This window comes from Dyadobacter fanqingshengii (assembly GCF_023822005.2).
Taxonomy (GTDB): Bacteria; Bacteroidota; Bacteroidia; order Cytophagales; family Spirosomataceae; genus Dyadobacter; species Dyadobacter fanqingshengii.
Window position 1 is genome coordinate 2414376 of sequence record NZ_CP098806.1, and the last position, 25079, is coordinate 2439454.

At 45.4% G+C, this 25079-nt stretch carries 23 protein-coding genes; 9 read left to right on the top strand and 14 right to left on the bottom strand.

All coding sequences use genetic code 11. The features are described from left to right. Nucleotides 1–206: 206 nt before the first annotated feature. Complete coding sequence (locus NFI81_RS10005) at nucleotides 207–1598, top strand: sensor histidine kinase (RefSeq protein WP_234612593.1); 1392 nt, start codon at nucleotides 207–209, stop codon at nucleotides 1596–1598. Here NFI81_RS10005 and NFI81_RS10010 read toward each other — a convergent pair. Then, complete coding sequence (locus NFI81_RS10010) at nucleotides 1565–1930, bottom strand: DUF4406 domain-containing protein (protein WP_234612592.1); 366 nt, start codon at nucleotides 1928–1930, stop codon at nucleotides 1565–1567. The two genes, NFI81_RS10005 and NFI81_RS10010, sit on opposite strands and share 34 nt — an antisense overlap. 144 nt (nucleotides 1931–2074) lie before the next feature. On the opposite strand from NFI81_RS10010, the gene NFI81_RS10015 reads away from it, so the two are divergent. Further along, entirely contained in the window at nucleotides 2075–2836 is a 762-nt protein-coding gene (locus NFI81_RS10015) for a DeoR/GlpR family DNA-binding transcription regulator (protein ID WP_234612591.1), read from the top strand. A gap of 9 nt (nucleotides 2837–2845) precedes the next feature. Here the strand turns inward: NFI81_RS10015 and NFI81_RS10020 are convergent, their stop codons facing one another. Beyond that, on the bottom strand, nucleotides 2846–3862 hold the full coding sequence (locus tag NFI81_RS10020) for an AraC family transcriptional regulator (protein ID WP_234612590.1): 1017 nt from the start codon (nucleotides 3860–3862) through the stop codon (nucleotides 2846–2848). A 485-nt stretch (nucleotides 3863–4347) separates the two neighbouring features. On the opposite strand from NFI81_RS10020, the gene NFI81_RS10025 reads away from it, so the two are divergent. The 7 genes from NFI81_RS10025 to NFI81_RS10055 all read left to right on the top strand — a co-directional run bounded on the left by NFI81_RS10025 (nucleotide 4348) and on the right by NFI81_RS10055 (nucleotide 10146). Continuing rightward, nucleotides 4348–4995 (top strand): response regulator, encoded by a 648-nt coding sequence (locus NFI81_RS10025; RefSeq protein ID WP_234612589.1) that lies wholly within the window; start codon nucleotides 4348–4350, stop codon nucleotides 4993–4995. A 93-nt stretch (nucleotides 4996–5088) separates the two neighbouring features. Beyond that, nucleotides 5089–5487 carry a response regulator gene (locus tag NFI81_RS10030; RefSeq protein WP_234612588.1) on the top strand — a complete coding sequence of 133 codons (399 nt, stop codon included), beginning with the start codon at nucleotides 5089–5091 and terminating at the stop codon, nucleotides 5485–5487. A gap of 138 nt (nucleotides 5488–5625) precedes the next feature. Continuing rightward, nucleotides 5626–7344, top strand: coding sequence for a circadian clock protein KaiC (kaiC, locus tag NFI81_RS10035; protein WP_234612587.1), 1719 nt, complete (start codon nucleotides 5626–5628; stop codon nucleotides 7342–7344). Nucleotides 7345–7367: 23 nt separating this feature from the next. Further along, nucleotides 7368–7667: a circadian clock KaiB family protein gene (locus NFI81_RS10040; RefSeq protein WP_234612586.1), complete on the top strand. Its 300-nt coding sequence runs from the start codon at nucleotides 7368–7370 to the stop codon at nucleotides 7665–7667. Next, entirely contained in the window at nucleotides 7664–7987 is a 324-nt protein-coding gene (locus tag NFI81_RS10045) for a circadian clock KaiB family protein (RefSeq protein WP_234612585.1), read from the top strand. The genes NFI81_RS10040 and NFI81_RS10045 overlap by 4 nt, the downstream gene beginning before the upstream one ends. Beyond that, entirely contained in the window at nucleotides 7984–9282 is a 1299-nt protein-coding gene (locus NFI81_RS10050; RefSeq protein ID WP_234612584.1) for an ATP-binding protein, read from the top strand. The genes NFI81_RS10045 and NFI81_RS10050 overlap by 4 nt, the downstream gene beginning before the upstream one ends. Nucleotides 9283–9330: 48 nt before the next feature. Then, nucleotides 9331–10146 carry a tetratricopeptide repeat protein gene (locus tag NFI81_RS10055; RefSeq protein ID WP_234612583.1) on the top strand — a complete coding sequence of 272 codons (816 nt, stop codon included), beginning with the start codon at nucleotides 9331–9333 and terminating at the stop codon, nucleotides 10144–10146. On the opposite strand, the gene NFI81_RS10060 is transcribed toward NFI81_RS10055, so the two are convergent. From NFI81_RS10060 to NFI81_RS10115, 12 genes are all read right to left on the bottom strand, one after another. Next, nucleotides 10141–11814 (bottom strand): hypothetical protein, encoded by a 1674-nt coding sequence (locus NFI81_RS10060; protein WP_234612582.1) that lies wholly within the window; start codon nucleotides 11812–11814, stop codon nucleotides 10141–10143. The genes NFI81_RS10055 and NFI81_RS10060 overlap by 6 nt on opposite strands. A 33-nt stretch (nucleotides 11815–11847) precedes the next feature. Then, nucleotides 11848–14070, bottom strand: coding sequence for a DUF4175 family protein (locus NFI81_RS10065; protein WP_234612581.1), 2223 nt, complete (start codon nucleotides 14068–14070; stop codon nucleotides 11848–11850). After that, a complete protein-coding gene (locus NFI81_RS10070; RefSeq protein ID WP_234612580.1) occupies nucleotides 14063–15190 on the bottom strand; it encodes a BatA domain-containing protein in 1128 nt (375 codons plus the stop codon). The genes NFI81_RS10065 and NFI81_RS10070 overlap by 8 nt, the downstream gene beginning before the upstream one ends. Then, nucleotides 15191–16099, bottom strand: a complete 909-nt coding sequence (locus tag NFI81_RS10075; RefSeq protein ID WP_234612579.1) for a DUF58 domain-containing protein — start codon at nucleotides 16097–16099, stop codon at nucleotides 15191–15193. 17 nt (nucleotides 16100–16116) lie between these two features. Further along, nucleotides 16117–17103: an AAA family ATPase gene (locus tag NFI81_RS10080; RefSeq protein ID WP_234612578.1), complete on the bottom strand. Its 987-nt coding sequence runs from the start codon at nucleotides 17101–17103 to the stop codon at nucleotides 16117–16119. 12 nt (nucleotides 17104–17115) lie between these two features. Beyond that, nucleotides 17116–17736, bottom strand: coding sequence for a DUF4159 domain-containing protein (locus tag NFI81_RS10085; RefSeq protein ID WP_234612577.1), 621 nt, complete (start codon nucleotides 17734–17736; stop codon nucleotides 17116–17118). Continuing rightward, nucleotides 17733–19070: a TldD/PmbA family protein gene (locus NFI81_RS10090; protein ID WP_234612576.1), complete on the bottom strand. Its 1338-nt coding sequence runs from the start codon at nucleotides 19068–19070 to the stop codon at nucleotides 17733–17735. The genes NFI81_RS10085 and NFI81_RS10090 overlap by 4 nt, the downstream gene beginning before the upstream one ends. A gap of 75 nt (nucleotides 19071–19145) precedes the next feature. Further along, nucleotides 19146–20783, bottom strand: a complete 1638-nt coding sequence (locus NFI81_RS10095) for a TldD/PmbA family protein (protein WP_234612575.1) — start codon at nucleotides 20781–20783, stop codon at nucleotides 19146–19148. A gap of 137 nt (nucleotides 20784–20920) precedes the next feature. Continuing rightward, nucleotides 20921–22237, bottom strand: a complete 1317-nt coding sequence (locus NFI81_RS10100; protein WP_234612574.1) for a TldD/PmbA family protein — start codon at nucleotides 22235–22237, stop codon at nucleotides 20921–20923. Between the two features lie 167 nt (nucleotides 22238–22404). Further along, nucleotides 22405–24045: a TldD/PmbA family protein gene (locus tag NFI81_RS10105; protein ID WP_234612573.1), complete on the bottom strand. Its 1641-nt coding sequence runs from the start codon at nucleotides 24043–24045 to the stop codon at nucleotides 22405–22407. 156 nt (nucleotides 24046–24201) lie between these two features. After that, nucleotides 24202–24555 (bottom strand): response regulator, encoded by a 354-nt coding sequence (locus NFI81_RS10110; RefSeq protein WP_234612572.1) that lies wholly within the window; start codon nucleotides 24553–24555, stop codon nucleotides 24202–24204. Between the two features lie 123 nt (nucleotides 24556–24678). Beyond that, on the bottom strand, nucleotides 24679–25047 hold the full coding sequence (locus NFI81_RS10115) for a hypothetical protein (RefSeq protein ID WP_234612571.1): 369 nt from the start codon (nucleotides 25045–25047) through the stop codon (nucleotides 24679–24681). Nucleotides 25048–25079 lie beyond the last annotated feature (32 nt).

The following is a 25079-nucleotide window of genomic DNA, read 5'->3' on the forward strand; positions in this document are numbered from 1 at the left end:
TACTAAAAGGAATCTTAACCAAATCCCGACCCCCCATTAACGGGTAGGTCCCCGTGCATAAATTTTTGGTTTAAACCATCACACCTTATTTGGAACTCCAATAAACACATCATTTTTCTTTGGTGATATCGTCGAACGTCGCATTATTTCGCGATCTTTACAATGACTTCCTAACCTTCCATAAGACCTAAAATATAGAGACTGTTTTGCGTTTCAAATCCACGCTTTACAATTTTTGGATCAAATTATCCGGGCCACCCTCCGAATTTCCCCTAAATGCCCGGATATTTCATTCGGTATGCCTGATCTCGTTCGCTGCGCTGACTTATAATGTGCCATTCAACTACTTCATAGGATTACCAAAAATAGCTTTAATCAGCCTGGTCGTTCTGCTTGTAACTGCATCCTTATATTATACATCCCGCTTCCGAAACCAGTTTAGTATTTCCATACTAATCGCCAACATTGTTGGACTGATATTATTCATAATCAATTACTTCCTTAATTCCGGGCTGCGTGGTCCTACCGACCTCTTTTTCCTGCTCTTCCTGTTGCTGAGCATTGGAATTAGCCCTGCAAAGCAGTACAAAATTTGGATCCCGGTCAATATCCTGGTGGTGGTGACCCTGAATACCATCCAGTATTTCTATCCCGAGACAGTTCCTTATACATACATCGACAGATATAGCGCGTTTATCGACCATACGTCTGCGTACGTCGTGGTGTCGATCCTGGCATATATTTGCACCGATTATATCCGCCGGAGTTATGAAAGTGAAAAGACGTCGGCACTGGAAAAATCGCGGTTTATTGCCGAGAAAAACCAGCAGATCATTAAACAAAATGTTGAGCTGGAACGCATCAATGGTGAAAAGAACAAGCTGATGTCCATCGTCGCGCATGATGTGCGGGCGCCGTTGGCGAGTATCCAGAATTTCCTTGAATTATTGACTGAGTATGACCTGGACGAAGCAGAAAGACAAGACATCAAGAGGGAACTGCTTAATGCTACCAATGATACAATGGCATTGTTATCCAAGTTATTAAACTGGTCGAAATCTCAGCTGAACGGCGTCTCGGCACATCAGGAACGGCTGAACCTGGATGAACTGCTGAACACGACACTCGCTCTTGAAAAAAGCAGCGCTACGCGAAAAAACATCAAGCTTGATTACGACACAGACCCAGCAATCGAGATTTTTGCAGACCGGGATATGATGCAGGTCGTGTTCCGAAATCTGATTGGTAATGCGATCAAATTCACGCCCGAAGGCGGCCAGGTGAGCATAGGATCTCAATTATCCGGTAATGAATGCATTATCACGGTCAGGGACAATGGGATCGGGATTTCAGCAGAGCGACAGGCCGTCATTTTTTCGCTGAATGTGCAGTCTACTTATGGTACGAAAAATGAAAAAGGCGTTGGCCTGGGCTTGTTATTAACCCAGGAATTTGTGGTCGCGCAGGATGGGAAGATCTGGTTTGAATCGGTTCCTCCGGATGGAACGACCTTTTTTATCGCTATACCACGAGCTCCCAAATCTTCCCTGGTTGGTGAGCCGGATCAATTGCAATTGGGCACTTCCGACAAGTTGTAAAAAATCTGCAAGCCACGCTCCCGGCCAATGCGCACGTCTTCGTCTGCTCCTTTCGAAGCACCTTCCAAACGCAGGATTGCGTCGCATTTGTGTAGCAAACGCTCAGCAACCGGATAGAGGATTTCTTCATATGGAGCATCACCGGGCACTTTTGAGCCAGCCAAATGTAGCAGTGGCAATGCCACCCACTCTCCGATGACCGGCAAATGGCCCGCCCGGAACAAGTCCAGCGTAACTGATTCCAACCTGGACAGATTCTGCTGCATCAGCGCGGGGTCATCATTCGTTCCTGAACGATAAGGGCCGGCGACAAGTATCATTAAACCTTTCATGATTATTGGTTTGAATTAATATGGATTTACAAACTGCTGCGTTTTAATGATTAATTTTGACTTACAAGCATAACAAAGCCAAAACAAACATTATCGTTTTTGATCAAATTTGATTATTTTTGATCAAATATATAGATCTTTGAAATGAATTTCCAAGAAAGAAAGAAGAAAATCCTGGCAGCGGTTGAGGAATCCGGCAGCCTGTCGGTGTTTGAATTGTCTGAAAAACTAGCCATGTCGCCTGCCACCATCCGCCGTGACTTGCACGACATTGCAGATGAAGGATTGCTCCTGCGCACGCACGGGGGCGCTATGAAGATTGAAAATCCGGTTTTGACCAGCTTCGTAGCAAAAGCCGGCGCCAATGAAGAAAATAAAGAAAAAATAGCGCAGCTCGCCGCTGAATATGTGGCAGATGGCGACATCATCTTTCTCGATTGTGGCAGCACCGTTTTTAAAATGTGCCGGTATCTGAAAAAGCGCAATGGCATCAAGGTAATCACCAATTCCCTGCCCATTATGGCCGAATTGATCGATGTCCCTTCCATAAGCCTGAACTTGATTGGCGGCGAAATTGACAAACAACGAAAAGCCATTCACGGCCACAAAGCCATTGAACACATAAATGGTTACCATGCCCACAAGGCATTTATCGGGATAGATGGAATTTCGGCGCAAAATGGCCTTACCGCGCACAGCGAGCATGAATCTTCGATCACATCAGCATTCATCAGAAACGCTTCGCAGGTTTTTGTGCTCTGCGATTCCTCCAAGATTGGAAAGGACAGTCACATTAAATTTGGCAGCTTGTCCCAGGTTAACAGCCTGTTCACAGACCAGGACCTGGATCCTTCCCGGAAGAAAGGGCTTGCTGAAAAGGGACTGGATGTAGTTATCGCCAAATAACTGGGGTTTTCAGCCTGTGGTCAGATGCTTCTGGTATATACCGGGCGTTGTTCCCGTCCACCTTTTAAATGCTCTGGAAAATGCGCTCAGTTCGTTGTAACCAAGCATATAGGAGATTTCCTTGACATAATATTTGCCGGAATTCATATAATGCAGCGCCAGCGACTTACGCACTTCATCCGCCACTTCCTGGTAAGTAACATTTTCATCTTTAAGCTTGCGCTGCAGACTTCTGGGACTGACATTAAAATTGGCCGCAATCTCTTCCAGTGATACAATTCCCAAATAAGCGTTTTTGAGCAAATATTGATAAATCCGCGCCCGGTAACTGTCGCTCTCCGCCTGAGTCAGTTCCACCAAATTAACATTCTGGAGCAGGCTGGTCTGCAATTCGTAGTTGGCTGTAATAATGGGGAGGTCCCAGTATTTGCTGTCAAACGTTAATGCATATTCGTCCTTTGTTTCCAGCGGTTCGCAGCGCAAAAGTCTTGCATACTCTTTCCCCGGTGTTGAGATGGGCAAACGGGCTTCTTCCGGTTTGATTTTTTCGAGAATGAACCCATCCAGCTCGTGGATCATAAAGACCATGAAAAAATCCAGCGTTTGCTTAAAAGCAAATTCCGAGTCCTTACGCCTGGCCTGATCCGGAATCAAATAGATCGCGAACCGCCCTTCACCCTGCCGCACTTCCATCTTAAAGAGGTCTGTAACCAGTCCGGTGAGCGAGGTCGCAATGGTTATTGCATTTCCGACAGTTGTGCTGGTTTTCACTATTTCGCCAACAACTCCCAATGCTGCGAGTTGCAGCGACTCGCCCAAATGCAAGCCAAAAAGCGGATCGTTACTCAAATGACAGGCATTAAGCCACAGATCATTGAGCTGCTTGGCCGTATAACGAATGTTATTTTTACCCATTAAGTCGGGAAGCGAAATGCCCGAAAGCCTGCATAATTTTTCCGCTGAAATGTCCCGCTGCACTGCATAAGCAACAATGCCAAGCACGAACTGTTTTTGCTGATCTTCCATGTCATAAAGATATTATTAGCATGGGTGCGGAAAAAACGCCTGTCATAAAATGACAATGAAATGTCGCCCTAAGACAAAAAAATATCCCTCCCACAAAGCGGAAAGGATATTTATGATACTCAACGTTAATTAATGTCCGAATCTACGGCTTAAATCATGCGATTCATACGGCGGCGCATTTTTTTTGCAAAGTCATTCCGGACCAGGTGAATATAGATACGTATCAAGCACACCGTTACGCTCATTATCAGCGAAATACAGGAAATTTAGGGCCGGAACTATAATGAAAAATTCCATGGTTGAATGCCTAATAACGCGACCAGTGGTTATATCAGGCGCTATATCTTACCAAATAAAAAACCGTTTGATAGAATAAATGCTACAAATCTTTACCAAATATTAACAACTTTGATGGGTCATCTTATTAATTTCGCTATTTTTAAAGGAATACAGACTCACACTCCGAAAAAGACCTGGCTCCGAGAATGAAACAGATTTTACTTGTCGAAGACCACTCAGTTGTCAGACTGGCAACCCGTTTCCTGATCAATGACCTGATCGGTTCGGCAAGCGTTCTGGAAGCCGCAAATTTTGACGAAACGCTCACCCAGGTGTCCTCATCGCACTTTGACCTGATCATTCTCGACATTGACATTCCGGGCGGAGAAGGTTTTAATATGATCCCCAGAATCAGAAAATTGCAGCCTAAGGTTTGCATTCTTGTATTCTCAGGCATGGATGAGGCACTCTATGCAATGCATTACCTGAAAGCCGGTGCAAACGGGTTTTTGGCTAAAAACGCTCCGCAGCACATGGTGAAAGCCGCTATCCTGGCTGTTTTGGAAAACGGCAGATTTGTAAGCGAAATCGTCCAGCAGCAGCTTATGCGGCATACTTTCGAGGCCAATGTCGACAGTGAAAACCCGCTTGAAAATCTTTCTCAAAGGGAATTGGAAGTAATGGACCTCCTGTTGGACGGGAAGTGGACCAAGGAAATAGCAACGCGGCTCAACATTACAGGGAGCTCCGTGAGCACCTATAAAGCCCGGATTTTCGAAAAATTGGAAGTTTCCACCATCATCGAAATGTTTGTAAAAGTAGAGCATTACAAAAATCGTAAGGCCAGCAAATAAGATTGTTTATAAATTCAATTCATTTGCGGAAATAGCGGCCCAATAACTGCGCAATGTGCAATTTCACTTATATTTGTGATTCACAATCTTCAAATGAAGGAACCCAAAACCATCTATCTGGCTGATGATGACCAGGACGACCGCTTCTTCCTGCGGCAGGCCATTAAAGCTGCCAATGCTTTCACCGAAATTATAGAAGTGGAAAATGGTCTCGAGCTGATCACCGTCATGAAAAAACAACCCAGTCTTCGGGCTTCGCTGATCCTGATGGACATGAATATGCCCAAAATGAACGGTCTTGAAACCATTACGGCTATCCGGGCGGATGCCACGCTCTCCACAGTCCCCGTTGTAATGATCTCCACATCTTCCAATTCTTCCCTTATTGAAATGGCCTACGAAGCCGGTGCGGATAGTTTTATTACCAAGCCGAGCACATTCGAGGAATTCAATCGGCTCGGCGTGCAGCTCACGGAAAAATTTCTCTCATAAATACTCAATTTGGGTGTAGACTGGCATTCTTCGACACTTCTATTTCCACGCCCGCACAGTTTCAGGCGAATTGGTACGGTATTTGTAAACGTTGACTACAAACGTCAACTCAAAGCGCATTAGAACAGCATAATTTCGATGAATACCAACTCCTCTGAATCACAAATCAGCCTGCCGCAACTGCAAAAGTCCCGCACTGGCATCAAAGGTCTTGACGAAATCACTCATGGAGGCTTCCCACAAGGAAGGCCGACCTTAATTTGCGGCTCTGCAGGATGTGGCAAGACGCTTTTCTCCATTGAATTTCTGGTTCATGGTGCGCTTGATTATGGTGAACCGGGTGTGTTTGTCGCTTTTGAAGAAAAGACCGAAGAATTGACAGTGAATGTTGCATCGCTGGGTTTTGACCTTGCGCAGATGCAAAAAGACAAGCTCATCAAGCTCGACCACGTTCACATTGAAAGAAGTGAAATAGAGGAAACCGGCGAATATGACCTGGATGGTTTGTTCATCCGCCTTGGCTATGCTATCGATAGCATTGGTGCAAAACGGGTTGTACTGGATACGATTGAGAGCCTTTTTTCAGGACTCGATAATGAAGCGATTATCCGTGCGGAACTGAGAAGATTGTTCGAATTTCTCAAAGAGCGAAAGGTTACAACGGTCATAACGGGTGAAAAAGGTGACGGTATGCTCACGCGCCAGGGACTTGAAGAATACGTTTCTGACTGTGTGATCCTGCTCGATCACCGCGTAGAAAATAAAATTTCGACGCGACTTTTACGCATTGTAAAATACCGGGGCTCGGTGCACGGAACCAACGAATATCCGTTCCTGATCGACGAAGACGGCATTTCTGTCTTGCCTGTAACATCGCTGACATTAGCGCATGATGCTTCCAGTGAACGCATTTCGTCCGGGATTCCAGCATTGAATAAAATGCTGGGCGGTGAAGGATTTTTCAGGGGCAGCAGCATTCTCGTATCCGGGACTGCAGGGACCGGCAAAACGAGCATTGCAGGTTCATTTGCCAACGAAACCTGCCTGAATGGCGAACGGTGTGTTTACTTCGCTTTCGAAGAATCACCCAAGCAGATCGTGCGTAACATGCGCTCCATAGGTGTTGATTTACAAGCGCACATTGACAATGGTTTGCTAACATTCCATGCTTCCAGACCAACATTGAATGGACTGGAAATGCATTTGCTGGCTTTAAACAAAATGATCACGCAGATTAAACCTACAACGGTTGTCGTTGACCCGATCACAAATCTGATCACCGTTGGCTCCGTAAGCGAGGTAAAAAGCGTGCTGATCAGGCTAATAGATTTTCTTCAATCCAAAGGCATTACTGTGTTGTTCACCGCCCTTTCTTTGAACGACAACATTTCAGAACAAACAGACGAAAGCATTTCTTCGCTCGTGGATGCATGGTTGCTCGTACGTGACATCGAATCCAATGGTGAACGAAACCGAGGACTTTATGTGATGAAATCGCGCGGTATGAACCATTCAAACCAGGTAAGGGAATTTGTGATCAGTGACCACGGACTAGACCTGGTGGATGTGTTCCTGGGACCAGATGGGGTGCTTACAGGTTCTGCGAGGGAAGCGCAGCAATTGCATGAACAAACCGGCGTAGCATTGAGAGATCAGGCAGTATCCAGGAAAGACAGGGAAATTGAGCGAAAAAGAATGGTGCTGGAATCCAAAATTAGTAGTCTCAAAGTAGAATTCGAATCGCTGCAGGAAGAACTGAATAAAAGCTTCATCGACGAAGAGCTTAAAAAGGAAGTTTTTGAAAAGAACCGGCAGGAAACTACTCAGATACCGGACAGTGGCCAGTCAAAGGAATAACAAAGTGCACAAAAATAATTTAAATGGAAGATACATCGGAAATATGGGAGCTTAGATTATATGTGGCCGGCAAAACCGCTAAGTCGGTTACGGCGCTTACGAATCTCAAAAAATATTGTGAAGAACATTTAAAAGACAAATACGTCATCGAAGTAATCGACCTGCTTTTGCAGCCGCAGTTGGCTGAGGGAGACCAGATACTCGCCATCCCTACGCTGGTAAAGAAAGTGCCGGAGCCAATCCGCAAGATTATTGGTGACCTGTCCAACGAAGAAAAAGTATTGGTTGGATTAAATATACGCCCTGCAAAAAGAATAGAATGACCGGAAACACAGATACTGAGCCAAATGACCAAAATGACGATGACGATCACTACGTACTTCGGCTGTTTGTGACAGGCGCATCCCTTAATTCAAGAAGAGCGGTTGTCAACATAAAAGAAATCTGTGAAACCTATATGAAAGGTAAATACTCTCTGGAAATCGTGGATGTTTACCAACAAAAAACCATTGCCGAACAAGAACAGATCATTGCTTTACCCTTACTGATAAAAAGTGCGCCGCTTCCCGCTAGAAGGTTGATCGGCGATATGTCCGACACACAAAAAGTACTCAGAGGTCTGGGAATTTCGATTGAAACATGAATAGGCAAAAAACATACGAAGAGTTATTGAAGGAAAACGACGAGCTGCACCAGCAACTGGAAGAGGCGACGGATACAATCCAAGCAATCCGGTCCGGCCAGGTAGATGCGCTCGTAGTGAAAAATCCGGATGGCGGGCACCAGTTGTTTACGCTAAAAACGGCCGATCAGACCTATCGTGTGTTTATTGAAAAAATGAATGAGGGTGCTGTCACGCTCAATTACGAAGGCCTTATCCTTTATTGCAACTCCATGTTCGCCTCCATGATCAACATGCCTCTTTCAAGGGTGCTGGGTTTGCATTTCAGTGATTTCATTGCCGAAGGATTTCAGGCCATATATCAGGATCTGTTTAACAACGGCTGGAAGGAAGACAGCAAAACCGAACTATGCATTACCAGAGGAAGCGAACTGGTTCCCTGTCAGCTTAGTGTGACCATGCTGCAGCTGGACGAAGGCCCTGCTTTGAGTATTATTCTGACAGATCTGTCGTTTCAAAAAGAAATCCAGCAACTGCTCAAACTAAATAATTTAAGACTCGCTGAAATTAATGCAGAGTTGGAAGCCAGCAATCATGATTTGCAGCAGTTCGCATCCATTGCTTCGCATGACCTTCAGGAGCCGCTGCGTAAAATATTGATTTTCTCTACAATGCTCAGGAACAAGCTGCTCCACGAGCTTTCGGACGAGAATGTTACGTACCTGGACAAAATTATCGCTTCTTCTCAAAGAATGCGGAATATGATTACCGATATTCTAAGCTACTCGCGGCTTTCGACAAATCTCAATAATTTCGCTGTGACCAGCCTGAATGAGGTTATTGATGAAGTGCTCGAAGATTATGAGATCCTGATCCTGGAAAAAAAGGCTGAGATTGTTGTGGACAAACTCCCTGATGTTGAAGTTAATAGAGGACAAATCAAACAGGTTTTTCAAAATCTGATCAGTAATTCCATTAAATTCTCAAAACCCGGATTGGCCCCTGTTATCCGCATTTCCGGTGGCATGCATGAAGACTCGGATGCATCACTAAAAGACCCCACGGAACCAAAAAATTGCTTTATTACGGTCTCCGACAACGGAATAGGGTTCGACGAACTCTACTACGAAAAGATTTTCTCCCTTTTCGAAAGGCTGAATACAAAAGATAAATACGAAGGCTCAGGCATAGGACTGGCCATCACCAAAAAAATAATTGACAAACACAACGGCAGCATTTCCGTTTCAAGCAAAGAAGGAGAAGGTGCCGCTTTTGAGCTGACACTCCCTGTTTCACAAAATTCAGAGCAACCATAGGTTAAAGTAGTCGGCGATGATTTTAAATTAGCAATTGAAAAAAAAATCATGAAGTCAGCCGCCTTTTTAATCATCATGTTAGGAAGTTATCTCAGCTGTTTGGCTCAGAAACCAGTCGATTGCAATTCAATTGCGGTTCAGGACAGCCTTTTTGATGTTTATTCCAAAAAAGCCCGCTCCTTCGGCTACGATCATCCCGGTTGGGATCAGAGTTATGACAGCCTGCTTGCTATTTGCCCGAATATCTCCGAAGCTTATCAGGAAAAGGGACTACCGCATTTGTTCAAGGGGAATTTGTCAAAAGTATTTGAATACAATGATAAGGCTGTGGAATTGGATCCAAAACGCTGGACGGCATACCGCGGTTATCTGCATTGTGTTTATGCCAAAAATTATGAAAAAGCGATTCCTGACTTCGAAAAGGCCCTTATACTAACTCCAAACGGCTTCATTCAGGACCACACGTTTTGGTTTTTCCTGGCGTTATGCAACATTGAACTAGGGAATTATGAGAAAGCCGAGGAATTTTTGCAGAAGGACATTGCACAACAAAGGCGCGGAGAGGGGAAAAACGACCTGCATTTTAATTCGTTACTGTATTTCGGTATCGTGTATTATTTGATGAATGAATACGATCGGGCTGACAAATGGCTGCGGGACTGCCTGCAACTGTACGATCAGCATCCTATGGCCAATTATTACCTCGCTATGACAATGAAAATCACCGGAAATACGCAGCAAAAATTGTATTTCGAGCGAGCACGGCAATATGCGCGTGAGGGTTACAGATTAAATGAGCCTAATTCGCAAAACCTGACTTTCCCTAAGCAGGTTTCTATGGAAGAAATGGAGAAAGAACTATAATTTTCGCTCAATCCAGACCGCCAGAAAGCAGAAAATTAGCAGCGCAAACCACATCCAATCTGAAAATTCTTTCCTGACGCCTTTTAAATACGGGTTGGGAAGTGCCGATTTTCCGTTCCGTTTTTCTTGAAAGATATGATAAGATTTTACAAAATCAATCAGCCTGGCTGCCTTGTAAATGTTGCTCGCACTTGTCTGGTCTTCAACATACATCTCCATGTTCAGTGAGTCTTTTGCACGGGTCCAACCAGATTCTGTGGGTTTAAAACGCGTTTTTGCAGACTTGGGATTTAGTGGGGAGTTGTTCGTAAACAGCGTATCAGCTCCGATTTTTAGAAATTCAGGCACTTTCGAAAAGCCATTCAGTGAAATCTCCGCATTCATGTTCTCGAATAGAGGAGCTTCCACTTCAACATTGTTTCCGGCCACTGGCAAGACTGGCGCCAAAACCGCGTCCCAGACCTTTTGATAAGCTACGCTATCTCCTGTCAATTGAAGCGGGAAAGTCTCATTTAGTAAACTCACTCCCACCTTACCCCGGCCTTTTTCAACCGCAACAGGCAACGTTTCAGAAATAAGGTAACGATTGCCTGGCGCAAACCTGAAAGGCAGCGCCGTCAGCCCCGGGCTCAAAGGAACTGATTCCTTCGTTGAAATTCTACTTACATTAAATTGGGTTCCCAAAGCAGCATTAATCGCTTTGATTTCCGCGGCCGGATCTGTGAGATTGATGAAAAGAACACTTTTCCCCGTTGCTAATGCCTTCTTTACCAAACCGTTGCCAGCATTGCCAGCGTCGGTTATGATTACTTCCGGATCTTTCGCTTTGTTAATCGTTTGCTGACTCCTGATGTCCTTGGATAGGGTCGCCGAATAAATCACCGAATGTCCGGATTTCCCGAGCCAGTTTGCCAGCGCACGGCTTTCAAAATCCGGACTGTCCAGAATGAACTGGAAAGTTATTTTTTCCGATGGTCGTGCAAAAAAACGAATGGTGTCCTCAAGGTGGTCGTCCAAAACAAGCTCCACAACTGCCCTACCCTCAGAAAATACCGGAAATTGAAGTCGGAATTGGTTAAACCCAGTGTTTAAAACAGTACTGTCAAGCGTCTCATTTCCATAAATCAGTTTTAAAACCTGCTTTTCGGACGAATTTACGTGCCCCTGCAAAACTTGCATTTCGCCTTTCCGCACAATCCCTTTCCAATGCAAACCGTGCAACTGATCCGCAGCGAAATACGGAATCCATTGAAGATCATTGGGCAACATTGGCGCGCGCATGATCGTGCTGAACATTTCCGGCGGGAAATCTTGTCCTGCCAAAATCAATGTGTCAAAGTAAGGATTTTTGAAGTCACTGGAAACCGCTTTTTTCAAGCTTGTAATGCTGTCTTTTAATGCATTAGCCTTTGCAGCAGGAACATCTTTGCCAACGAAGAGTCCGGTAACTGACTTTGCTTCGCTTAGCAAATAAGGTTGAATGATAAACGCAATAAGTGCCACCCATAACAACACATTCAGGGCCAACCTGATCCCATCTCTCGTCGTAAAACCTTTATTATTGTTTCTAGGCAAGATCAGCCACAACTGCAAAGGAAGCAGCGCGATGGCAAACGCCAGAATGATGAGATTGAGAGGCTCTGACCAGTTAAAGTCGAATTGAATCATGCGTATTTGTTAAACCGGCAGGCTGTTTTCATGTTATTGTAACTTTTCCCAAAACGCCTCTTCCAGCTTCTTGTCGCTGGAATAACCGCGTCTGCTTTGTTCAGAATGATTGGTGTATTTGAATAAATCCTTTTTCAGGTGCTGCTTTTCTTTTAATGACAACGTTTTCCCGCTCACCAGTTTCTGCAACGAGCCAATGAATTCCCAGTTTCCCAGGCCACCATTGAAAGGCCCGCTATTGATAAGCCGGTCCGATAATGTGCCACCGGCCAACCGTAATCGGGATTGTTGCTCATTATTGAGTTTTTCATAATTCAAAAAACCGGAGACTTCCGCGGCTAGCTGGGCTATGCTTTTTTCCCTATAAAATTTCTCGGCATTCAGATCATTGCTGATTTCCTTCAATTCACCGCTCAATCGCTTCTCCCGTTCTTTAATCGGCGGCGGATCATAACCGCTTTTCTTCACATAAGTTCTCGCCTTATGCTGGGCAGATTTAAGAAATTCCAATGCCTTATGCTCAAACGGAAGCGCTTTTTCAGGTTCATACAAACGCAAATGCAGCTCCGATTGCCACATTTGCTCCAACGCCATTTTCAGCAGGCTCCTCGTTGATTGTTCGTAAAATGTATTCGTTTCGGCATCATCGTGCGCGTGCACATATTGCTCCATTAATGCCGCCAGCGGATCTTTTTCACCCGCTTCCCCCTGCCCTTTTCCATGGTCATGCCCGTCATGATCATCCTTATGCGCGGGCTCGCTGGCTCTACGTTCTGCCGCTTCGCCCTCCCCATCCGATTTGTGCGTGAACGCGTCCAGCATATTTTCACCGGACGGAATTGCTGCATCCGGCGCTCCGCCGCCGCCAATGCTCGTTTCAAATTCTTCACCCAAATATTGCCCGTAGCGCAGCCTGAGCACTTTTTGGTCAAAACCGATTTCGTTAGAGATGGAGGCAAATTCCTTTTGCGGCAGCTTCTTGCGTTTGGCGATCAGCTTCTCCGTATCAATGATGATCTGCCGCTGACTCCTGAAATATTCCGGCATAATGTTCACCGCCATGGTTGCCAGCTCCGCTTCTTCAACATTGGCTGTGTCTTTATAAACCAGGAAGTAAGTGTTTGATTTACTGAAATTTGCTTGTGGCGATTTATTATCAACTGCCGCCCAGTAGTAATACAATTCGTCCCCGGGCGTAAAGTTCAGCTCGCTGAGATTGATCTCTTTTTGCAAGTTGGCTTCTTTGAAATCCGTCGGCGTCAGCGGAAATTTTACTTCGCGAAACTTAACATTCTCACCTGATCCCCTGGCTAATGTTGCCACGATAAATGCCTGTCTGACAAGAAAGTCGTCCGAAATTTTTGCCGTAATTTTGATTGTTTTGGCGTCTTTTAAGAAGTGATATGTATACAATTCCTTGGACGCAGGCTCAATTTTCGGAGCGAGATCGGGTAATGCTTCCAGCCTGTAAAAATCAGATTGGTAAACCAGGGAATCCTTCCAATAACCCTTCATCGCATACAAACCGGATCCCGTAATCTTGTCTGAATGCGTGAAAACACCGTTCTGCTTTCGAAAAGCAATTTCCTCGCCCCCGTTATTGGTCAAGCGCAGCACGAGATTTTCCGAATGTGTGAACTTCACTCTCCAAGTTAATAACGATCCGGTTATTGTACTGACATTTAAATCATTGGATTCCCGCTCAGGCAATTTGGTGTAAGCTGGCGGAGCAACGTGAATGCTGGCAGACTCAAATTCGGGTGCCAGCAAAACATTCGCTTTTTGGGATTTTTTCTCAGCAGTTTGAATGCTATCCGCTGCTTTTGTATTAAAAGAAATGACAGGATAAATGAAATGGAACGCCAGGGCTGCCAGAAATACGCTTAAATACACTGTCAGGTTATTATAAAGTTTGGCAATAGGAAAATCAAAATTGCGGTTTGTAATGCGCTCCAACTGTAATTGCTCCGCAATGTTCAGCTCAGGTTTTTCCAGAAGATGTAGACTGTATTCCGTTTCGCCCACGTGGCTGTGAATCAGTGAAATCGCCTTTTCTCTATTATTCTTATAAATTCCTGTAAGCAAAATTCCCGCGCATAACCCCGCAAACGCTGCGAAAACGCTGGCAGCATGAAACGGCCCGGTAAAACATGACGCGAAAAGATAGGCGGAGGCGGCCAGCAGCAGGCAGCGCAAAACCGCGCCCGCATAAAGCTGTTTGGTCACCAAACCGATCATTTTCCTTAGTTCATGCATGAACCCGCGCCATGTTTTTGTTGAGTGAAATCCAACGTTCCAGGATTAATGTTAAGACAAAAAGCAACATTAACCACTTTTGCAAATTATTTGAGGACTGTACTCCTTCCGTTCTGACAATCTCAAATGCTGCTTCTAACTGCTTCTGACTTAACGGATTTAAGTGATTTTCCAAATGATAATGGTCAATCATCATTTCCCCCAGCAATTCCGGCAACTGGCCGTTTTGCACTACATCAGAAGTCGCTAAGCGCAATGAATCACTCACTTGAATGACATTTTCAAACACACTGTCGCCTATATTTCCTTCCCGGACGACATACACTGTTTGTGCATTTCGCTTTGCTATGGGCTTATCTGTAAATATCCAGTCATACTGAGTGCGTGATGCTGTTTTCAAATCAATGTTAAATGGAATTCCGAAAACTTCTTTTAAAGCTTCCAAACCAGCCTGAACCGTTTCGGCTTCATCCGGATTCCGATAATCGATCAGAACAATGATGTTGTCTTTCCCGATCTTCTCAGCCAAGCCAATCAAAGGGTTTTCCAACTTTCGCGCTGAATCTCTGATAGCTTTCAGTTTGTAAGTCCCAGGGATAAATATTTTAGGTAAACGGGTTATTTGCTGATTGTTAGTCAGATACAAGTTCAGGTTTGTGTTGTCATTTGCAATGTCATTAATGCTTTGCTGCAATAAGAACAAACCGTCATTGTTCTTTGGAATTGAACCAATGTCGGCCAAAGGCTTTAAATCAGCGCCGATCCAGATTACTTTTTCCTCTCTTTTCAGCGCACTTTCCAGCTCGAACCGAAAGTTGCTGGCCACTTTTGGATCGGCCTGCACCAAATGAATTTCTTCTTTTTTAATGTCTTTGCCAAGCCACTTTACAACCGGCTGACTCAATAATATAGCAAGCAAAATTATCAGCACACAGCGGATCAAAAGCAGCGGAATTTCATCCAGCCTGATGCCGCGGTGTTGCAGCGAAGTTTTATCAAGAAGCCATTGAGAAGCAGCCCAGGCAAGTTGCTTACCTTTTTTTTGATACCAAAAATGAATGATTACCGGCAAGGCCACCGCACACATTCCCCACAGCATATGTGGATTCAAAAACTCCATTTATCCTTTCCGTTTCGTTAAAAAAGCCTTCAAAACCATTCCAATGGGATCGCTCATACGTGCCCGTACGAGGCTTACATGCGGAATTTGCAACGCTTCTTTCAACTGCTGCAAATATAAATCCGCCGATTCCTGAAACTTCTCCCGCACTGATCCGGCATCCAGCTCCAATTCCCTGCCCGTTTCCAGATCTTTGAACCGGTAAAAACCTTCAAGATTAAAATCCACTTCCTGGTCGCCCAAAATTTGAAAAACCACAATTTCTCGATAGGGGCTTGCCAGCGACCTGATCAAGTTCAACCATTCGTCTTGTGCTTGCAAAAAATCGCTTACAAAGATCAGCTGTTCTTTTTTCTTCGATTGCAGCTCAGGAAATTTGATGTTTCCATCACTATCGGCTTCCCGCCGCCAGGGCCCATTCGCAACCGTTTTTTCCAACCCCACCAGCATTTTTTGAAATGCCTGCTTACCCGAAGACGAAGTGCCAGTTGCGGAAATAGTCTGTATCGCACCGTCTTTCAATGTATACAAACTCATCTGATCATTCTGAATGTAGCAGAGATAACTCAGCGAGGCCAGCAGGATTTGGGCATATTGAAGCCTGCTAACACCATTTTCAGCATAATTCATGGAACCGGAAAGGTCGAGGACAAACCTTACTTGCTTGTCGCTCTCGGTCGATGATTCCCTGATCAAATGTTTATCCGTCCGCGCAAAAAGCTTCCAGTCGATGCGTTTCGGATCGTCTCCGGGCTCGTAATGCCGATATTGCTCAAACTCCACCCCTATCCCCGACCGCTTACTGGCATGGATACCCAGCATCAGTTCTTCGCTCACCAGCTTCCCGGTCAGTTGCAGATTTTTCAGCTTGATGAGCTGAGATGCGAGTAAACCAATGCTTTTTGCCATATCAATATTGCTGGCCGTCAGGCCTTTATCGTTCGCAACAACTGATCAATCACCTGATCCGTGCTGATGTTTTCGGCTTCGGCGCGGAAATTCATAGCGATCCTGTGACGTAATACGGGATAAGCCAATGTTTGGATATCTTCCGGGATCACGGAAAAGCGTTCGCTCAGGACTGCGCGTGCTTTGGCGCATAATACGAGCGCTTGCCCTGCGCGCGGGCCGGCTCCCCAGTCGCACCATTCTTTAACGAAGTCGGACGGACTTCCTTCTGGTCGGCTCGCCCGCACCAACCGGTTAATCCATTGAATGAGATCATCGCTAATGTGCACTTGCCGCGTTAATTTTTGTAAATCGACGATTTCAGAATCTGTTAAAACGCGCTCAATATCCGCTTTGAATGATCCCGTTGTGCCTTTCAAAACGTCCAGTTCTTCCTGTTCATTGGGATAATTCAGTTTGATATAAAGCAGGAAACGGTCGAGCTGGGCTTCCGGCAGCGGATATGTCCCGGCTTGCTCGATAGGATTTTGAGTGGCAATGATCAGAAATGGATTGGGCAGCTCATAATTCGTCCCGCCGTAAGTAACGGATTTTTCCTGCATCGCTTCCAGTAATGCTGCCTGCGTTTTGGGAGGCGTCCGGTTAATTTCGTCGGCCAAAACAACATTGGCAAAAACAGGACCTTGGTTAAACTTGAAAAATTTCCTGCCGGTTTCGTGATCTTCTTCCAGAATCTCGGTTCCTACAATGTCACCCGGCATCAGATCCGGCGTAAACTGGATCCTTTTAAAGCTCATATGCAGGGCTTCCGACATGGTTTTGACCATTAATGTTTTAGCCAAACCAGGCACGCCTTCCAGCAAACAATGCCCCGAAGCAAGCAGCGAAATCAGTATTTCGTCAATGGCTTCATGCTGCCCGACAATCACCTTGGCAATTTCCTTTTTAAGCAGCGGCAGCTTGGCGACAAGCGTCTTATAATGGGTTAGGTTGTTTGTTTCCAATAGCAAATTAAGTTAATTGGCATTCAATGCATAAACCACGATATTCACGCCGAAACGCGTATTATCGACGGCCAAAAAGCGTTTGTTCCGAAAATCATAATCCCATTCGCAGCCGTAATCTTTATTGCTGTACAACACGCCAATCCTCCCGTTAATCGTGATCGCTTTGAGATAATCGTGCACGAGATCGTCGCCCCAGCCGTTCAACTCGAATGAAGTCGTTGGCGGGCCCTCTTCAAATTTGAAAAAACTGTGATATAGCGGATGGTTATTGGGGATTTTCTGCAAGGCTTTTGGACCAAATGTCCGTTCCATTTCCTGCTCAAATGATTTGGCGAAAAGTCCGTCGATATCATGGTTGCAGTCGTCTACAAAAACGAAGCCGCCATTTTGCACATATCGCCGGAAGTGATCCCTTTCCTGCGTAGAAAACTCAACGAGCTTATGCCCACTGAGATAGCAAAAGGGACTTTTGAAAATTTCATTACTATTAAGCTGAACCACTTTTTCCTTCTCGTCAATGGGAATTGTGGTGTATTCTACCAGCGAATGCAACAAATTGGAAGGCATTCGCTGGTCGGTGTCCCAGTTTCCGGACGTGTATTGAATTCGTGTAAAGAAAAAAGGCTTCAAACTGCGTCGGAAAGTGAAGAAAATGTAAACTCCCTGATTTTCATGGGTGGAACCAAATAGTTCCTGTCTGACTCCGTGCTCACAACCCTTTCCGATTTACCCAATGTTTCCAGATTGTTCAGCATAATGACCGGACTTTCGTTGAAACGGAAGTTTTTGACCGGATGCTTGATGACCCCGTTTTCAATGTAGAATGTCCCGTCGCGCGTAAGGCCCGTGAGCAGCAATGTTTGCGGATCCACTTCTCTGATATACCAAAGTTTGGTTACCAGAATGCCTTGCTTCGTTGATTTGATCAATTCTTCCATCGTTGCCGTTCCGCCCTCCATAATCACATTGCTGGGAAAAGGAACGGGCTTAACATTGTTTTTCTGTGCCCAGTAACGTGAATAAACCATGTTTTTGACGACACCTTTTTCAATCCAGTTCATCTTTTGCAAAGGCTGACCGTCGCCCGACCAGGTTGATGCCGGCAAATCCGGATGCATCGGATCTGAGTAAATGTTCACGCGTTCGTCAACGATTTTCTCTCCTAATTTGGTCTTCCCGCCCGGCTTGCTCAGGAATGATCGGCCTTCATCCGCGCTCCTTGCATCAAAATTGAAATATATATTTTCCAATAAAACCGCGGCCGCCGTGGGTTCAAGTATAACTGTGTATTTTCCTGGTTCCAGAGCCTTTGCATTCATAGAACCGGTGGCTTTTTGAATGGCAATGGTCGTAGCCGCTGCCGTATCCAGCTTATTTACATCGCTATAACCTCTCGCAATGTACCCCGAACCTGTGCCATCCGGCGTGCGGACAGTCAGGGAGAAGTTTACGCTTGTGCTTGGGTAATAGGCAAATAAGCCTTTCGAATTCATCATGGCCGAATAACCTTTCTGATTGTCCAGGAAACCTGCCGCTGTTAAATTTTTTGCCCGCGACAATTCCAGACTTTTTGCAACCGCGTCGGCGCGCTTGTCTGCATTGATTGCTGCCGTAGATTCGAAGAAACCAGAAGATTTAAGATAGGTCTGAGGCCCGAGAATACTCACATATTCAGGATTTTCCGGAGCTAGCTGGGCCAATTCTTCGGATCTTCTCACCACTTTTTCCAATGATTCGTCGCTGAATTCATCAATCGTCGCAACGCCTACTTTCTTGCCAAAAGACGATTGAACCGACAAATTCTGGTTAACGAGCGAACCGCTTGTGGACACTTCGTTTCTTGCGTAACGCAGGTTGCCCCGCTCCTCGCCCAGCAGGTTTATTTCGCATTCATCCGCTTTGGAGTAAGCCAGCACTTTTTGCAATAATGCTTTTGCTTCTGATTCAGATAATATGATTGACATGTTTTTTGAATTTTGAATGAGTGAATGATTGAATGACTGAATGTGAAAGAAAATATTCATTCACTCATTCAATCATTAGATTTTTCTGGCTGTATTAATCACATTTACTCCATTGAAGCGGGTTGTTGAACTTCCGTGTGAAACGGCGCTGGACTGGGAAGGCTGGCCTTTTCCATCGAAAAACGAACCGCCGAGGCGATAATCTTTTTCATCGCAAACCTGCACACATGAATTCCAAAATTCTTGCGTATTGGACTGATAAGCAACGTCTTTCAACATTCCTGCAATCTTGCCATCCTTGATCTCGTAAAACAACTGACCGCCAAATTGGAAGTTATAACGCTGCTGGTCAATCGAGAATGAACCGTCGCCAATGATGTAAATGCCTTTTTTCACATCCTTAATCATATCGTCCACGGACAAGGGCGTTTTGCCGGCGGCGAGGGACACGTTGGGCATCCTCTGGAACTGAACGGAAGACCAGCTGTCGGCATAGCAGCAGCCGTGCGATTCCTTTTCGCCGATAATGTGCGCCTGATCACGAATGGCCTGGTAATTCACCAGAACACCCTCTTTTACGAGATCCCATTTCTTCGTATTCACACCTTCGTCGTCCCAACCAACAGCGCCCAGCGACCCTTCCTGCAATTTATCAGCGATCAGGTTCACTTGCTTGCTGCCATACTGGAAGTTTTTGGATTGCCATTTGTCCAGAGTTGCAAAGGAAGTTCCTGCAAAGTTGGCCTCATAACCCAGCACACGATCCAGTTCGAGCGGGTGCCCAACGGATTCGTGAATGGTCAGCCAAAGGTGCGACGGATCGAGGATCAGGTCATATTTTCCCGCTTCAACCGATTTTGCTGTTAATTTTTCTTTGGCTTGTTTGGCTGCGGCAGTGGCATCTTCCAGCATGTCGTAACCTTTGTTATAACGAGTTGTTACGCCCGTAATTTTATCAGAAGGATTGGCTTGCAGATAATCAAAGCCCATGCCCATTGGGGCGCTTAGTGCATTCCTGGTTTCAAATTTTCCGCTTTTCGGATCAATGGCAGTTACATTGAAGATCGGCCAGATGCGATGCACGTCCTGATCAATGTAGGAGCCATCCGTGGAAGCAAAATATTTTTGTTCATTTACCAAAAAAAGCACTGAATTCACATAATTAGCACCATTTTTCATCGCTGCATCATTGACAGAAAGCAGCAGATTAACCTTTTCCTTAATGGGCACTTCAAAAGCATTTTTCTTGATCGGGGCTTTCCAGCTTACTTCGCCAAAACCTTTTTGAGGGGCCAGTTGTACAGGCTCTTTCATCAGCTTTGCATTCGCTTTTGCAATGGCAACGGCATCTTCGGCGGCTTTGGCCATTTGGGCTTCATTATTTACATCCACCACTGCGGCAAAACCCCAGCATCCGTTGGCAATCACGCGCACGCCCACACCATAAGATTCCGTGTTAACAATGTTCTGGACTTTGTCTTCGCGGGTGACCACAAATTGATTGAGATATCGGCCAATCCGCACATCCGCATAGGAAGCCCCCTTGGATTTCGCAGCGTTCAGCGCAGCGTCTGCCAACCTCTTTTTAACGGCTACATCGACGCTTTTTTCAAAAAATGCCTCGGGTGAAACATTCCTGCCCATTGCAAAGGCGGGTATCATGAACGCTCCGGTTCCAAGGCCAGCCAGTTGTATAAAGTCTCTGCGTTTCAAAGTATATATGTTTGCTAATAGTGAAGAATTTGGCTTTTGAAAATAAAAAGTGCAAAGCATAAGCTAACGAAAAGACCCGATAGAATCAATGCACTTTTTACATAAGGAAATTAACCGATTTAAGCGGCAACGCCCTGCTACACAGCGTCCGAAAGACTTGTAAATGTAAAGTCTCGGATTTTGAGCGGAGGCACCAGATTGCCACTCGCGCGCACTGGCTTGCCGATGGCTTCCACATTATTCAGCATAATAACCGGACTTTCGTTAAACCGGAAATTCTTCACCGGATATTTAATCTGGCCGTTTTCAATGTAGAATGTTCCGTCCCTGGTTAAGCCTGTGTAAAGTAATGTTTGCGGATCCACGGCTCGGATATACCAGAGTCGGGTTACCAAAATGCCCTTTTCTGTTCCTTTAATAAGGTCAGCCAGTGAATCGTTACCGCCCTGAAAGATAAATCCTGAGGGCGGAGCAATGGCCTTAACACCCTGTTTTTCGGCCCAGAAGCGCGAATATGTCATATTTTTAACAACTCCGTTTTCAACCCACATTACTTTTTCCTGTGGCCTTCCATCGCCGCTGAATGGCGATCCCGGAATTTCAAGGTTTTGCGGATCTGAGTAAATGTTTACCCGTTCGTCAAACAGCTTCTCACCTAGCCGCGTCCCGCCTCCTTTTTTGCCTAAAAAGCTTCTTCCTTCGTCGGCATTTCGGGCGTCCATGCTGCGCATCATGTTTTGGAGCAAATCTACTCCCGCGGTCGGTTCAAGAATAACTGTGTATTTGCCTGGTTCCAATGCTTTTGCAGTAGAAGATGCCAATGCTTTTTGCATCGCTACTTCCGTTGCGGAAGCGGTGCTGAGCTTGGAAGCATCATTGTAGTCGCGCGCCGCATAGCCTGAACCTTTGCCGTCGGCCGTGCGCACGGTGATGGAAAAATCTATGGAAGTTGCTTTGTTATATCCAAAAAGCCCTTTGCTGTTTCCCATCGCAGAAAATCCGGCAGTGTCTTCCATGTAACCGGCTGCCGTCAGGTTCTTTTTAATGCAGGGATCAATGCTGTCGAAAGCGGCTTTCGCCCGATAATCCGGGTTAATGGCTGCTGTGCTTTCGGAAAATGAATTGGTTTCCAAATATTGTTGCGGGCCGAGAATAGGAACATATTCGGGATTATCGGGTGCCAGTTTGGCAATTTCCTCCGCCCTTCTCACCGTTTTTTCCAACGAGGCGTCGTCAAATTCATTGATCGTCGATGTTCCTGATTTTTTCCCAAAAACAGATGTGACAGACAGTGAAAGATCCGAGGTTTCTCCACTCGTGGAAACAGAATTCCTTGCATAGCGAATGTTGCCCGTGCGGTTGCCGGAAAGACCGATGCTGATCTCATCGGCTTTTGAAAATGCCAGGACTTTATCAATGATTTTCTTCGCTTCTTCTTTGGATAAAATGGCCATGGTAGGTTTAATTTTCAATGACGTAATGAGTGAATGAGTGAGTGATTTAATTTAAAGTATCAACTCATCCCGATCAGTCAGTCAGTCAGTCAGTCAGTCATTAATTTGATTTATTCACTCATCGCCCGGCGACCCGGTCACTCATCGCCCGGCGACCCGGTCACTCATTAAATCTTGCGTCCCGTATTGATGACATTAACACCATCGAAACGGGAAGTTGCGCTGCCGTGAGAGACCGCACTTACCTGCGCAGGCTGCCCTTTTCCGTCGAAAAATGAACCGAATGTGCGGTAATCGTCTTTATCGCAAAGCTGAGAACATGAATTCCAGAATTCCTGTGTGTTGGATTGGTATGCAACGTCGTCCAGCATGCCCGTGATCTGTCCGTTCTTAATCTCATAGAAAACCTGACCACCAAACTGGAAGTTATAGCGCTGCTGATCAATGGAATATGAACCCCGGCCTATGATATAAATGCCTTTTTCCACGCCTTTGATCATATCCATCACGCTGCGCTTTTCGGTGCCGGGTTTCAGAGAAATGTTGGGCATACGCTGAAATTGAACTGAATTCCAGTTATCCGCATAGCAGCAGCCATGCGATTCTTTTTCACCAATAATCTTTACCTGATCGCGAATGGCCTGATAATTGACCAAAACACCATCCTTAATAATGTCCCATTCTTTACACGGAACGCCCTCGTCGTCATAACCCACAGCTCCCAGTGTATTTAGCTGCGTTTTGTCCGCCACAATGTTCACAAGCTTGCTGCCATAGGCGAAGTTTTTAGACTCCCATTTATCCAATGTGGCAAAGCTTGTCCCGGCATAATTGGCCTCATAACCCAGCACACGATCCAGTTCGGTAGGATGCCCAACGGATTCATGAATGGTTAATCCAAGGTGGTTGGGATCCAGAACCAGGTCATACTTACCCGGAAGCACCGATTTTGCGGTCATTTTCTCCTTCGCCTGCTTGGCAGCACTTATCGCATCTTCCACCATATCATAAGAATTGCGGTAACCAACCAAGCCGTTTGGACCAGCAATTTTTTCCGAAGCCAGACCATCCAGATATTCATATCCCATGCCCATCGGCGAGCTGATCGCATCGCGGGTTTTGAATTTTCCAGCTGCTTTATCTGTGACTGTTACGGTGAATGTTGGCCAGATCCGGTGCACGTCCTGGTCTATGAATGAGCCGTCGGATGAGGCGAAATATTTTTGTTCGTTTACAAAAAACAAATTGGAAGTGACAAAGCCGGCGCCATTTTTCATCGCCTCGCCATTCACATGCATCAAGAGATCTATTTTCTCCTGAATAGGAATTTCAAATGCATTTTTCTTGATGGGCGTTTTCCAGGTTTTGTCGCCAACTCCCTTTTGCTCAGCCAAAACCACGGGCTCTGTCTGGAATTTGGAATTTGCTTTGGCTATTTCAACAGCCGTTGCGGCACATTTTGCAATGCCTTCCGCAGTCACATCGCTGGTGGCTGAAAATCCCCACGTTCCGTTTGCGATCACCCGGATGCCGACGCCGTAGGATTCAGCATTAACAATGTTCTGAACCTGTTTTTCACGCGTAAAAAGATATTGCTGCAAATAGCGCCCGATCCTGACATCCGTGTAAGTTGCGTCTTTGCTTTTGGCCGCATTCAGCGCAATTTCTGCAAACTTCTTCTTAGCAGCGACATCGATCCAGGGTTCGAGCAAATGGGCAGCGCTCACAGGATTTCCTACGGGCACGGACGAAAGCAGCATAGCTCCTGCGCCCATCCCTGTCATTTGCATAAAATCTCTTCTTTTCATCGAATGTTCAGGAAGTAAAATTGAAATCACAATGTAAAAATTATTTCCAACAAATATTGCTGTGGCAATATTTTTAGCCGATCGATGCCGCCGCCGGTAATGAAAATGAGCGCGTCCCATGCCGGAACGCGCTCATCAATCATATTTTAAAGGAAATTACATTAAGCTGGTGATAATCAACCTTCTCAAATCTTGTTCATCCCAAGGTTTAGTAACGAAATTATGGAGATATCCCTTGACTTCCGCATGTTTAATTTCAGCGCTGTAAGCTTGCCCGGTAAGTAACACCCGGATGCTCTCAGGATATTCCTTTGATGCGATTTTCAAAAATTCCAGCCCCGTCATATCGGGCATTTGCTGGTCGACGAAAATAACATCGATCTGTTTTTCTTCCAGGACTTTGAGGCCTTTGTCTGTCGAGTCCGCGAGATAAATGGTAGCGTCTCTCCTGAATGAAGCTTTAAAGGAGTTGAGATTATTGACCTCATGATCAATGTAGAGTATGCTCATAGAAATTCTGATAGTGGGTTACGGTTGCTGCTAAAATACAACTTTTTACTTTTCTCAAATAGTTTTCCAAACAATACTTTACTCTCCTGTAATTTTCAGGTTTTAAAAACGCTCTATTATTCGTTACCAGCCACTTACAACCAAGTTGTTATCAGACTCATAATACTCCTGCCACACATCCAGCAAGTTAGGGTCACCCTGCCATGCTGAGCCATCAAAATTGGTAATCTGGTTATTATCCAAATCCTGTCTGAATATCACATGGTGAATGTTTCCGTCCTTGGTTCTCATGAAGGCCTTCACAGCGTATTTTCTCACATAAGTGGTTTGCCACTTACGCGGATTGGGCATTGGCTCTGCCACAGGTGTTTCATCGTGAAATCGATGGTAAAAATCGGCTATGGCCGCGTCGTAGTTATATTCGAAAGGTTGGTCAACCTGAAAAAAATTTGACTTAAAAAAGTCCCTTAACTGCTCTGGTGATGGTCTCATTGCTAATTGTCGAAAGGCATGCGCCGGACATT